The following is an 11,970-nucleotide window of genomic DNA, read 5'->3' on the forward strand; positions in this document are numbered from 1 at the left end:
ACTGCTAATTCTAGCTGCGAGACAAACTAGATCTTGGACTTATCGCCGGTGCGGTAGAACGATGGAAGCATGACAACAACAGATGACGTTCAGAAGGCCGGAACCCCGGAAGACATCGCGAAGCTTTTTGTGCAGTTCGCCAACGCTGGTGACGCAGACGCCGTCGCCGCACTCTACGAGGAGGATGCGGTGATGGCCTTCCCGCCCGGGTCCCTCACCGTGGGCCGCCAAGCCATCCGCGAGGTGATCTCTCAGATGCTGGCCGCAGCACCGAGATTCACCGTCGAGGAATCTCTACCGACGGTGATCAGCGGCGACCTGGCAATGACCTCGACCAAACCATCCGACGGAACCGGCGGGCGCACGCAGGTCGCGCGCCGCCAGCCCGACGGATCTTGGTTGCGAGTCTTGGATCGACCGGAACTCTGACTACCCTCTTCGCAGTCAGACGGCCGACGCGCGGCGCATAGCCGCAGCGGGATCAGCAAACAGTGAGCTCAGTGACACGACCGTGGAAGCGTATTCCTGAACCCGATTGCCGAAACCGGTAATTCGAATGTCCTTACGCTCCAAGGAGGATGCCGTCGAGAAGGCCTCGGCGACATGGGGCACCCCGGCGGGATAGTCGGTGAATGCCTGACCACCCAGAATCACACGATCCGGGTTGAACAGGTCACGCAGCATCGCCACTGTCCGGCCGAGGACGCGTGCTCGATCAACCAGAAGCTCGTGTGCCGGAATGGAACCCGACGACGCTGCCCGGTAGACGTCCGCGATCGTGACACGCTCGCCGCCCTGGATCACGGCGCCCGAAGACAAAGCCTGCGCGACTACGGCGCGGTCACTGATCGTCGCTTCAAGGCAACCCACGGCTCCGCAGGTGCACCGTGCGGACGAACCGGTGGGGAGGTGCGCGATCGAACCGGGTCCGCTGGACGGCGTGTGCACTCGCCCTTCGAAAGTGATTGCGATGCCGGCAGTTTCACGAGCGTAGAAGTACAGGCCGGTAGTGCCCGGCGTCGGGGCTTCGGCACGGTCGGTACTGAGCAGAAGTTCCGACGCGGCCATCGCCTCGACGTGGGCGGCTACCGATACAGGGAGATCCAAGCCGGCTCCGATGATGGACCCGACCTTGGCGCCCTTCCATCCCAGACGCGGGTGATCGACGACTCCGGTCGCTGAATCGACGCGACCGCCGATGGCCACGCCGACGGCGAGCGGACGACGCTTGTGCCACCGCGAGGCAAAGGATTTGGCCGAGCGCGCAATCGTGGCAAGCGCGACAGCAGAATTGGTGGCAGGCGTCGGAATCTCGACGGCGCCGAGCACCTTTCCTCGAATGTCGCTGGCAATGATGCTGGTGACGACGGCACCGATGTGGATGCCGACTGTCAGATAAGGCTCGTGGTTGACCTCGAACGGAACTCGCGGACGCCCGATTGCTCCGGAGGCCGTCAGGTCCGCGCGTTCGCGCAGGATCCCGAGGTCCAGCAGGCTCGTGACCTGCCGGTTCACGGTGGCGATGCTCAGCCCTGATGCCTTTGCCGCAGTGTCACGTGAGAGCGGCCCACGGGATCGAGCAATGCGCAACACAGTCGCGGACGGACCGTCGGCGATGCGTAGTTCGGGCGCAACTATCTGGGTACGGGTCCGGGTTCCCGAGAGCGCGGTTCGCGATCGGATGTTCGGAATGGCGGAGATTGTGGGTGTCGACATGGCTGTCCCTTGCAGAAGGAGGAGAAGGCGCATATCTCTGTCGACCGAGAAATCAGCGTTTCCACTGTTCACACGAAGAAATAGACAGAAAAGGCGCAGAAATTAGCTGCAGAAAGAACGGCGGCGACAACACAGCTCTCGCGCCAGAGGCAGACGCGAACCAAGCGCAGCGGTCACATAGGTGACCCGCAAAGCGGCAGGCTGGTCGGTCGACATGGCTCCAAAAGTAGCAGCTTCACCGAGATTCACAAATCAGGTGCGGTAACGATCACACTGAACGCAACCCTGTCGGGGCGAAATCTCGCGTGTTTGGGTGGGCACACTCCCCACGAAAGGTGCACCATGTCTACAGCTTTCGCCAAGCCGACCCTCACGAATTCGGCATCAACGAACGGAGCGGCCGTTGACGCCGCTCGCGGCACTGTCACCACCCTCGGCGCGCATATCGGCGCCCGAATCGACGGAATCACTCTCGGCGGGCATCTCGACCCGGCGACGATTTCCCTCATCCGGCAAGCACTTCTCGAACACAAGGTGATCTTCTTTCGCGGGCAAGACCACCTCGACAACGATTCGCAGTACGAGTTCGCCCAACTGCTGGGTACCCCGACCACTGCCCACCCCACCGTGAAGTCGCACGGCGCAAAAGTTCTGCCCATCGACTCGGACCTGGGCAAGGCCAACAGCTGGCACACCGACGTCACCTTCGTCGACCGCATCCCCAAGGCTTCGATCCTGCGCGCGGTGCAGCTACCCGAATACGGCGGTTCCACGACGTGGGCGTCAGGGGTAGCCGCCTACAACGGACTGCCGGATCCGCTCAAGGCGCTCGCGGAGAACCTCTGGGCTCGCCACACGAACGTCTACGACTATGCGGCAACCAGCGCCGAGCGGCTCACCGAAGATCGCACGGCCGCCTACCGCGAGGAGTTCCAGTCCACGTACTTCGAGACGGAACACCCGGTGGTGCGGGTCCACCCCGAAACCGGAGAACGCACGCTCGTCCTCGGACATTTTGTCAAGAACTTCGTCGGGTTGAGCACCGAACAGTCGAACGGTGTATTCAAGCTCTTGCAGGATCACGCCATCAAGCTCGAGTACACGACGCGGTGGAACTGGGAAGCGGGTGACGTCGCGATCTGGGACAACCGCGCCACCCAGCACTACGCGATCGCCGACTACGACGATCAGTACCGGCGGCTGGAGCGCATCACCCTTGCCGGCGACATCCCGGTCAACATCCACGGGGAACGAAGCCGCAGCATCGCCGGCGACGCTTCCGAATACTCGATCATCGAAGGCGCCTCGACTCTCCCATGACTTCATCGGATTCCGCCCCTCCTCCGCACGCCCGCGGATACGAAGGCTTCGAGGGTCGAATCGGCCGCACCGCAGCCGATTCGACCCCGTCGTGGCCCACCTCCACGACCCCGATTCCCGGATCACCCAACATCGTCGTGGTTCTGATCGACGACATGGGGTACAGCGACATCGGGCCGTTCGGCTCCGAGATCGAGACTCCCACCCTCGACCGCCTTGCCGCGCAGGGCATTCGGATGACCAACTATCACACGACGCCCCTCTGCTCGCCGTCGCGCGCAGCTCTTCTCACCGGCCTGAATCCGCACCGCGCCGGGTACGGTTTTGTCGCCAACGCCGATCCGGGCTACCCCGGACTGCGTCTGGAATTGGCCGACGACGTCCAGACACTCCCCGAAATCCTCCGCGGCGCGGGCTATGCGACCTATGCCGTCGGCAAGTGGCACCTCGTACGCGACGCCAACCTGGCCCCGGGACGAAGTCGTGACTCCTGGCCGACGCAGCGCGGTTTCGATCGCTACTACGGCTCACTCGAAGGCCTCAACTCCTTCTACTATCCCAATCAACTGATCTCCGACAATTCTGTGGTCGACGTGGACGAGTACCCCGAGGGGTACTACCTCACCGACGATCTGACCGACAAAGCGGTCGGGTACATCAAGGACCTCCGCGCCCACGATCAGGACAAGCCGTTCTTCCTCTACTTCGCACACGTCGCCATGCACGGACCGTTGCAGGCCAAGCCTGCCGACCAGGAAAAGTACCGCGGCCGCTACGACGAAGGGTGGGATCGAATCCGCGAGTCGCGGTTCGCCTCTCAGCTCGTGCAAGGCCTCTTTCCGGAAGGTACGCAACAAGCACCGCGAAACTCCGAACCCGGCTTCGACGTCCCCGAATGGGAATCACTCACGCCGGAAGTGCAGCCCAGGTTCGCCCGCTACATGGAGGTGTACGCGGCGATGGTCGACTCGATCGATCAGAGCGTCGGACGCATCGTCGACACCCTGGACGAACTCGGCGAGCTCGACAACACGATCATCGTCTTCACCTCCGACAACGGCGGCACCGCCGAGGGCGGTTCGGACGGGACCCGAAGCTACTTCGCACAGTTCGCGCATATTCAGGATCCGGACTGGGTGGGCGATGTCCCCCACGACGAATCCCTCATCGGCGGACCTGAATTGGGCGTCCACTATCCACGTGGATGGGGACAGACGTCCAACACCCCGTTCCGGTTCTACAAAGGGCAATCCTTTGCCGGCGGGATCCGTGTTCCTTTTCTCCTGTCCTGGCCCGCTGGATTGAAACCCGGAGCAGACGACAACGGGATTCGCGACCAGTTCGCGTACGTCACCGACCTGACCCCTACGCTGCTCGAACTGGCCGGAATCGACGCACCCAGTGTGCGAAACGGGCTCCCGGTGAAAGAGTTCGACGGGGTGTCTTCCGCGTCCGTTCTGCGTTCGTCTGCCGCTCCGAGCACTCACACCGAGCAGTACACCGAGATGACCGGCAACCGTGGCTACTACAAGGACGGCTGGAAACTGCTGGCTCTCACCCCGGCGGACATCGACAAACCGCACTGGCAGTTGTTCGACGTCCGCACCGACCCGACCGAGCTCGACGACCTGGCATCACGGTTTCCCGACAAGGTTCGCGAACTCGCCGAGGCCTGGGACCACTCGGCGTGGGCGAACACCGTGTTTCCTCTACTCGGCAATACCGTCGGCGCGGTTCGCCGTCCGGAGGAAGGAGCACTCTCACGCCCGGTGCGACTACTTGCCGGAACGCCCCCGCTGGAGCGCTACCGCTCATCCAAGCTGATCGGGTTCCGCGACTTCGACATCACGGTCGAACTCGACGGTTACCGCGAAGGTGACGCCGGTGTCCTTGTCGCCCATGGCGATCCGCAGGGTGGGTACCTTCTCTACGTCGAGGACGGGCACCTGCATCTCGGGTACAACGCGTTCGGTTCCTACTCCGTTGTCGACGCCGGACCGCTGGCGCTCGGCACCGAACGCATCGAGCTGTCGGTGACGGTGGTACCGCGGTTGCGTTGGGATCTCCACGTCAGCGTCGACGGCATTCACGCGGGCCGGCTGCTCGGGCAAGTACAACTGGTGGGAATGGCGCCGTGGACCGGTATCTCGGTCGGTGTCGACGCCAGGGGACCTGTGTCGTGGGAGGTACGACGACGCCATGGTCCCTTCCGGTACAGCGGCGCGCTGCGCGCCGTCACCTACACACCCGGCCGGATACAAGTACCGCGTCGTCACATCGAATCCATCGAACGGGAAGCAGAGTATGCCGCCGACTAGCCCTACGATTGCATCATGACCATTTCTTCCGATGCCCGCATCGCCGTAGTCACCGGAGCCAGCTCCGGAATCGGTGAGGCCACCGCCCGCACCCTGGCAGCTCAGGGATTCCACGTCGTGATCGGTGCTCGCCGCGTCGATCGTCTCGAGAAGATCGCCGAGGAAATCGGTGGTACCGCTCTCGAACTCGACGTCACCGACGAGGATTCCGTCGACGCGTTTGCGGCCGTGGTCCCACGTGTCGACGTGTTGGTCAACAACGCGGGTGGTGCAAAGGGTCTGGCAACAGTCCTGGACGCGGATCTGGACGACTGGCGGTGGATGTGGGAGACCAATGTTCTGGGCACGTTGCGTGTGACGAAGGCACTGCTGCCCAAGCTGATCGATTCGGGTGACGGTCTGGTCGTGACCATCACCTCGGTGGCCGCGCTGGAGGCATACGACAACGGCTCGGGCTACACCACCGCCAAGCACGCTCAAGCCGTCCTTCATCGGACATTGCGTGGTGAACTGTTGGGCAAGCCCGTTCGACTGACCGAAATCGCGCCGGGAGCCGTCGAGACGGAGTTCTCACTCGTCCGGTTCGAGGGCGATCAGGACAAGGCCGACAAGGTGTACGAGGGAATCACACCGTTGGTGGCGCAGGACATCGCCGAGATCATCGGTTTTGTCGCGTCGCGGCCGTCACATGTGAACCTCGATCAGATCATCGTCAAGCCGAGGGATCAGGCAAGCCCCGGTCGGTTCCACCGCACCACCAGCTAGTTCGAATCGTTCTGACTAACCAGTGCGAATCACCCGGTGCAGGACGAGGCCGAGATTGCGTGCAATCTCGGCCTCCGCCATTTCCGTGGAAGCGCTACGGGCACTTACGGTTTCACCAGCGGTGACGATGTACCGACCATCTCCGGCATAGTCGTACCAGTGGAACGTTATTCCGTCGCCTGTCGGTCTGCTGTCCACCGCTCCTCCCGGGTATGTGGTGACTTCACCGATCGAGGTCCGCTCTCGGCCGAAGAATCTGCTCACTTCCTCGCTCCCGCGCGCACCGGCAGCACTGCTCAGAAAGCTCGCTCTACCGGAAGTTTTCGGCCTTTCGATGCTCACACCACGCTCCGATCCAGCGGGGCAGGTCGGCAGGTGATCGACGAGCATCCGTGGAATTGCCGATGGGCGTACCACGGTGAAAACCACGTCGGAGCCACAGTCGACAGTCCTGCCGGGCAGTTGAGTCAGGAGCACCCCCAGGTCGCCGGCAACAACGCCGTGCAATCGCGTCACCGTACTCATGTTCTGCCCGTGAAAACCGGAAACCTCAACGCGAGCATCAGGATTCGCAAGAGCACCGAGAACGTGATGCAGCCGATCGTCGAGCAACCAAGCCAGGTGTGCTCCCGCTCGTCGTCGCTCTTCTGTCAGCTCGTTCATGGTTTCGGCCGTCGGACGAAACCGCAGCGGGTACGGGAGTCGGTCACGTCCGACCGCTTCCCAGAGAATCTGGAATTCGAGGCCGGTGAACTGCCACTGCATGGTGGTCATTCGCCCAGCACCGCCGGGGAGACCATCGGTAGGTCGCCGACCAGGGCATTGCCGTTCTCGACTGTGACGAGGTAGCCGGGGGTGTCGTGAACGTTGTCTTCGTCTTGCCCTTGCCCTCGTCCCGGTGCCATGCCGCCGACGCCACCCATCGCGCCCCGACCGCTCTGCGCGCCCGTCGCCGAGGTACCGCCAGTTCCGTTGACGCCCCCACGCCCGCCATTGGCGAGGCCGCCCACGCCGCCAGGGCCGAGAGCGCCACCTCCGGTTCCACCTGGCCCGAAGCCTCCGGTACCGATTCCACCTGCGGAACCACCACCCGAACCGCTACCCATGAGGCCTGAAGGCACTCCGGAACCGAGCTGAGCACCATTCGGAGTTGCACGAGCTAGGCCATCTGGCGCTGCACCGGCGGACAGTGGACCGGCATGTGCCGCCGTGGTCCCGGCCGGGTCGGAATCGGTTCCGGATCGAACTGCATCGACGTTCGGATTCCCTTGGGCATCAACGCCGCTACGGTTGTCACCATTTCCGGAATCGGTGCCGGATGGATTCTGACCGGAACCGTGTCCGGGCGGGTTTGCCCCGCCGGAGTTTCCACCGTCCGCTCCCCCGCCAATTCCGCCACCCGATGTAGATGGCGTGCCGAGCCCGTTTCCTGGACCCGAAAAGTTCCCGCCGTCGGCACCACCACCACCGAATGCGCCGCCACTTCCAGCCCCGCCACTTCCAGCCCCTCCACCGCCGGTGACCGGATTGAATGCGGCCGGGAGGATCGGCACCTGATCGTCCGCACGCTTCATGGACGGCAGATACACGTCCTTCATCACCTGGCGCGCTTGACGTTCGGCTTCTTCCGCTTCGTATTGGGCCTGCTTCCATGTAGCCCCGGGAACCATGCTGAGAAACCTCTCGACCGTCGAGGCGCCGTCGGGGGCCGGAATCGAGCGTTTGGCCTCGTCGAGTGCGATCTTCGCCTCCTCGATCTTGTTCGAGATCAGATCGACCCGCACCTTCAGCTCACCCGCATCAGCCGAGTAGGCCAGCACTGCTTCCAGCGCAGCCGAGCCGCCGCGCCCCTGCCAGCCTTCGGTGATCGCACCGTTCACGTCGTTCTGGAACTTCCCGATGCCGGCTTCTACCCGGCCTGCAATGGCCTTCCAAGCCTCACCGATCGCACTCAGGGTTGCCGGATTCATCTCGTTGACGTGGTCGAAGATTTCGGAGTGCGACATCGCATCGAACGGATCGTCGTCCACGATTGCGTGTTCGCTGTACTCGAGCGACGACGTCTGAGCGGTGAGGGCATCGCGCTCACCCCAGGCTCGTGCGCGCTCCACATCGGCGTCAACGGTCGCAGCAGCCATCTCGTCGTCGAACGCGCCGCGGTCGTCGGTTATGGATTGCACCAGAGCAGATGTAGCGATTGCGCTCGCGATGGGAGTGCCGACAACTGGCAATGCCGCCACGCCAGGAGGCACGGCCTGCGTCGCTTCGGAGATTCTTCCCAGCACGTCTTCCAGAAATGGAATGCCCACCGCTGTCCCCCTGAAGTCGAAAACCCCCGTCGGACTCCCCCGAGCCGACAGCACTTACCTGTACAGACGCAAGCAGAGCCCGGACGGTTCCCTCATCCACGGATTTACCGCAGTACAGAGTTACGGCAGTGCCGACATCGACTTCCAGGTCGGCAGATCGATTGCCCAGTCGTAGATGTCGCCGTCCGCAGGAGACAGGTCGATCGACGTGCCGGTCACCTCTACGGGGTCACCGTAGAGGGCGGTTCCGAAGTATTCCTGCGCGTCGGATGTCGACAGGTTGATGCAACCGTTCGTGACGTTCGACGAGCCCTGCACCCCGGTGGTCTCAGGATTGGCGTGGATGAATTCGCCGTTGTTGGAGATGCGCACGGCCCAACGCTCACGCACGTTCTCGTAGAACGGCGGATTGGACATCATGAAGTCTTCGTACTTCTCCGTCACCATGTGAATGCCGCTGCGCGTGACGTTTCGAGGTTCGTTTCCCTCGCCGTAGCTGACGGGAATGTCCATGATCGTCTGACCGTCGCGCACCACCTGCATGCGGTGGCTGGGCGCATTCGCCTTCACGATCTGGCTGCGACCGATCGTGAAGTCGAGCGTGAGATCCTGGTCGCCGAAGGCGCCACCGCCGTAGTTCAAGCCGTAGAGCTTGGCGTCCAGATGGACAGTCGTGCCCGGCACCCAGTAATCGGCCGGACGCCAGTGGGCCCGCGATCCGCCGTTGTCGTCGGCCAGCCAAGCCCACGATCCGGCGGTGGGCGGCACGGTGGTCACGACAAGCGCCTTCTCGACGGCCGCCTTGTCGACGACGGAGTTGTCGAACTGCAACGTGATCGGTGCCGCGATGCCAACTTCTTGGCCGTCGGCGATGTTGAGGGTGGCGCCGGTGGTCGACTCCGGGGCAACCGTCGTAAAGCTCCCTTGGACTGGCACGGATTTACCGTCGGTTCCGGTTGCCGAACCCGACCACGAATACGTGGTGCCGTAGCCGAGTGCCTCACTGACGGTGAACGATGTCTTGTCAGGCGACAATTGTCCTGCAACGGCTTTACCGGCTGCGTTGCTGAGGCTGACGTCGGACAGCGTTCCCTGGGTCACGGCTACCGAGACGGGGGCGACCGGGCTGACATCTTTGGTGCCGGGCGCCGGCGTCGACACCACGGTCGCCACCGGTGCTGGTTCAGCGGCCGCCGCGCCGCCCTGTCCGTCCTTGCCGCCGATCGTGCAGCCGACGACGGCCACCATCACAGCGAGCAATACAGCTACCAACGCAACAAGACGCGAACGACTTCTCCTACCACCCAGCTCATGCACTTCAACAGGCTACCTGCGGGCTCTGTCAAGAATCAGACGGTGCAGCCCACAGTTACCGGTTCCGGTTCCAGGTGGACACCGAACGCGGCTTCGACGCCGTCGCGCACTGTCCGCGCGAGCGAGACCACATCCGCGCTCGTTGCCGACCCTCTGTTGGTCAACGCCAAGGTGTGTTTGGTCGACAGCCTGGCCGGTGCATCTTCGCCGGGATAACCCTTCGAGAATCCGGCCCGTTCGATCAACCATCCGGCCGAGAGCTTGGTTCCACCACTGCCGGGGAACTGCGGCACGGTGACGCCGCCGAGCTGTTCGGCGATTGCTTCGAGCACGGCAGGCAGCTTGTCGTCGGGCACCACGGGGTTGGTGAAGAAGGAACCCGCGCTCCAGGTGTCGTGATCGTACGGATCAAGGACCATCGCCTTGCCTGTCCGAAGTCCCAGAACTGCCTCGCGGACCTGCGACGCAGGTAACCGCTCGCCTTCTTCTGCCCCCAGTGCGGTGAACAGTTCGCGGTACGCGAGCGGGGCGCTCAATCCGTCGGTCGACGCGTCGAATTCGACGGCGAGAACCAGTGCTGCGTCCGAATGCTTGAGGACGCTCGACCGGTAACCCAAGTCGAGTTTCGACGGTTCGACCCACGACACTTCGCCACTGCGTCGGTCGAGCAATTGAACCTGCCGGAGCCGCGAGCCCACCTCGACGCCGTACGCGCCGACATTCTGCACCGGCGTCGCACCGGTCGAGCCCGGAATCCCGGACAGGCACTCGAGGCCACCCAGTTCCGCGGCGACCGATTGACCGACTACTTCGTCCCACACCGCGCCCGCTTCGGCGACGACGCGGTCCGTGTCGAGGCTCACGGTGGTGTTGGCCACACGAACGACAACTCCGTCGAATCCCGAGTCGGAGATCACGAGATTGGATCCGCCGGCGAGAATCAGCGTCGGGATCTGCTCGCGATCGAGCAGCGTCACGACGTCGATCAACGACTGCGTCGTCGGACATTCGGCGAGCAGCCGCGCCGGTCCCCCGATTCGGAGCGTCGTCAATCCCGACAAGTCAACGTTCTCGGACACGAAAGCGCCTGATTCCACGACGCGTCTGCCAATGGTTACGTCCCACACATCGATAAACGGTAGCCTCCACAATCGTGAGCCGTCGCATCGAGCATTCGTCGAAGTACACAGTCCCCGCCGAGAAGGTCCATGAGGCGGTGACCTCCGAGCAGTACTGGCGCGACCGAATCGTCGCTGTCGGTGGTCCCGGCGCAACGATCGAAGAGCTGACCGTTCGCGACGAGACCGTCGCGGTCACGATGTCGCAGATCATTGCCGCAGAGCACCTCCCCAGCATGGTGTCGAAAGTCGTCAACGGCGACATCGTCATCAAGCGCAGTGAAACGATGGCGCCTTTCAAGGACGGCAAGGCCACCGGCACCTTCTCCGCCCACGTCGACGGCGTTCCCGCCCGTGTCGAGGGCACGCAGGTGCTGACAGGTGACGAGAACTCCGCCACTCTCGAGATCGACGGTGAGGTCGAGGTCAAGATCCCGTTCCTCGGCGGAAAGATCGAAAGTGCGATTGTCGACGAGGTTGTCCGGCTCATCCAAGCCGAACAGGACTTCACCCGGGAGTGGATCACGAAGTAAAACCCTGCGAGCGGCGGCAGTTGTGGATACAGCCGATTTGGCTTGTCACAGCGTGTAACCGGTATTCTTTCCGATCATGGCTCGCCGCATCGACTACTCCGCCCGCTATCAGCACTCCCCCGAGCAGGTCTATGCGGCGCTGGCGGACCGCTCGTACTGGGAGGCCCGTGTCGAGGAGATGCGCAAGCATTCCGAGAACCATGTGGAACATTTCGAGGTCACCGATTCCGGAATCGATCTCGTGCTCCACCACATTCTTCCGCGCACGGATTTGCCTGACATCGCTCAGACGGTGATGAAGAAGGATCTTGTCATCACTCGTAAGGAGTCGTACGGCGCCTTCGGTGACACCGTGACCGGAACGTACGAAGCGTCCATCCCGGCCGGGCCGGGGAGTTTGTCCGGCACCATGGAGTTGTTCGCGACCGATACCGGGTCCACGCTGCGAACCACGTCCGAGGCCAAGGTCTTCATACCGTTCATCGGCGCGAAGTTGGAGCAACTGATGCTCGTCAACCTCGTAGATCTGTTCCGCACCGAAGCCCAGGTCACCGCGACCTGGCTCGCCGCACGCTGA

General features: G+C 63.1%; 11 protein-coding genes. 6 read left to right on the forward strand and 5 right to left on the reverse strand.

Translation table 11 applies throughout. The features are described from left to right. Positions 1-69: 69 nt before the first annotated feature. Entirely contained in the window at positions 70-429 is a 360-nt protein-coding gene (locus P3G66_RS21415) for a nuclear transport factor 2 family protein (protein WP_054187841.1), read from the forward strand. Positions 430-444: 15 nt separating this feature from the next. On the opposite strand, the gene P3G66_RS21420 is transcribed toward P3G66_RS21415, so the two are convergent. Further along, complete coding sequence (locus tag P3G66_RS21420; protein WP_208689752.1) at positions 445-1,716, reverse strand: ROK family protein; 1,272 nt, start codon at positions 1,714-1,716, stop codon at positions 445-447. Between the two features lie 342 nt (positions 1,717-2,058). Between P3G66_RS21420 and P3G66_RS21425 the strand changes: the two genes are divergently transcribed. The 3 genes from P3G66_RS21425 to P3G66_RS21435 are packed head-to-tail and all read left to right on the forward strand — an operon-like array spanning position 2,059 to position 6,119. Next, complete coding sequence (locus P3G66_RS21425; protein WP_042452972.1) at positions 2,059-3,036, forward strand: TauD/TfdA family dioxygenase; 978 nt, start codon at positions 2,059-2,061, stop codon at positions 3,034-3,036. After that, complete coding sequence (locus P3G66_RS21430) at positions 3,033-5,354, forward strand: arylsulfatase (protein WP_276117082.1); 2,322 nt, start codon at positions 3,033-3,035, stop codon at positions 5,352-5,354. Before P3G66_RS21425 ends, P3G66_RS21430 begins: the two co-directional genes overlap by 4 nt. A 15-nt stretch (positions 5,355-5,369) precedes the next feature. Further along, positions 5,370-6,119, forward strand: coding sequence for an SDR family oxidoreductase (locus tag P3G66_RS21435; RefSeq protein WP_003942076.1), 750 nt, complete (start codon positions 5,370-5,372; stop codon positions 6,117-6,119). Positions 6,120-6,134: 15 nt separating this feature from the next. On the opposite strand, the gene P3G66_RS21440 is transcribed toward P3G66_RS21435, so the two are convergent. The 4 genes from P3G66_RS21440 to P3G66_RS21455 all read right to left on the reverse strand — a co-directional run bounded on the left by P3G66_RS21440 (position 6,135) and on the right by P3G66_RS21455 (position 10,821). Then, positions 6,135-6,893 carry an ESX secretion-associated protein EspG gene (locus tag P3G66_RS21440; RefSeq protein WP_276117083.1) on the reverse strand — a complete coding sequence of 253 codons (759 nt, stop codon included), beginning with the start codon at positions 6,891-6,893 and terminating at the stop codon, positions 6,135-6,137. Beyond that, positions 6,890-8,428: a hypothetical protein gene (locus P3G66_RS21445; RefSeq protein WP_081557550.1), complete on the reverse strand. Its 1,539-nt coding sequence runs from the start codon at positions 8,426-8,428 to the stop codon at positions 6,890-6,892. The genes P3G66_RS21440 and P3G66_RS21445 overlap by 4 nt, the downstream gene beginning before the upstream one ends. A 120-nt stretch (positions 8,429-8,548) precedes the next feature. Then, positions 8,549-9,745 (reverse strand): Ig-like domain-containing protein, encoded by a 1,197-nt coding sequence (locus P3G66_RS21450; protein WP_042452959.1) that lies wholly within the window; start codon positions 9,743-9,745, stop codon positions 8,549-8,551. 32 nt (positions 9,746-9,777) lie between these two features. Beyond that, a complete protein-coding gene (locus tag P3G66_RS21455; RefSeq protein ID WP_118606442.1) occupies positions 9,778-10,821 on the reverse strand; it encodes a UDP-N-acetylmuramate dehydrogenase in 1,044 nt (347 codons plus the stop codon). 74 nt (positions 10,822-10,895) lie between these two features. Between P3G66_RS21455 and P3G66_RS21460 the strand changes: the two genes are divergently transcribed. Together P3G66_RS21460 and P3G66_RS21465 are read left to right on the forward strand one after the other, a co-directional pair. Then, complete coding sequence (locus P3G66_RS21460) at positions 10,896-11,393, forward strand: DUF2505 domain-containing protein (protein WP_042452956.1); 498 nt, start codon at positions 10,896-10,898, stop codon at positions 11,391-11,393. A 76-nt stretch (positions 11,394-11,469) separates the two neighbouring features. Further along, positions 11,470-11,970 carry a DUF2505 domain-containing protein gene (locus P3G66_RS21465; protein ID WP_276117084.1) on the forward strand — a complete coding sequence of 167 codons (501 nt, stop codon included), beginning with the start codon at positions 11,470-11,472 and terminating at the stop codon, positions 11,968-11,970.

Source organism: Rhodococcus sp. C3V, from assembly GCF_029269915.1.
GTDB classification, from domain to species: domain Bacteria; phylum Actinomycetota; class Actinomycetes; order Mycobacteriales; family Mycobacteriaceae; genus Rhodococcus_F; species Rhodococcus_F qingshengii.

Excerpts from the sequence above, each read along its gene's own strand:
- P3G66_RS21415 (WP_054187841.1), top strand. The coding sequence starts at position 70 with ATGACAACAACAGATGACGTTCAGAAGGCCGGAACCCCGGAAGACATC.
- P3G66_RS21430 (WP_276117082.1), top strand. The coding sequence starts at position 3,033 with ATGACTTCATCGGATTCCGCCCCTCCTCCGCACGCCCGCGGATACGAA.
- P3G66_RS21425 (WP_042452972.1), top strand. The coding sequence starts at position 2,059 with ATGTCTACAGCTTTCGCCAAGCCGACCCTCACGAATTCGGCATCAACG.
- P3G66_RS21440 (WP_276117083.1), bottom strand. The coding sequence starts at position 6,893 with ATGACCACCATGCAGTGGCAGTTCACCGGCCTCGAATTCCAGATTCTC.
- P3G66_RS21465 (WP_276117084.1), top strand. The coding sequence starts at position 11,470 with ATGGCTCGCCGCATCGACTACTCCGCCCGCTATCAGCACTCCCCCGAG.
- P3G66_RS21435 (WP_003942076.1), top strand. The coding sequence starts at position 5,370 with ATGACCATTTCTTCCGATGCCCGCATCGCCGTAGTCACCGGAGCCAGC.
- P3G66_RS21420 (WP_208689752.1), bottom strand. The coding sequence starts at position 1,716 with ATGTCGACACCCACAATCTCCGCCATTCCGAACATCCGATCGCGAACC.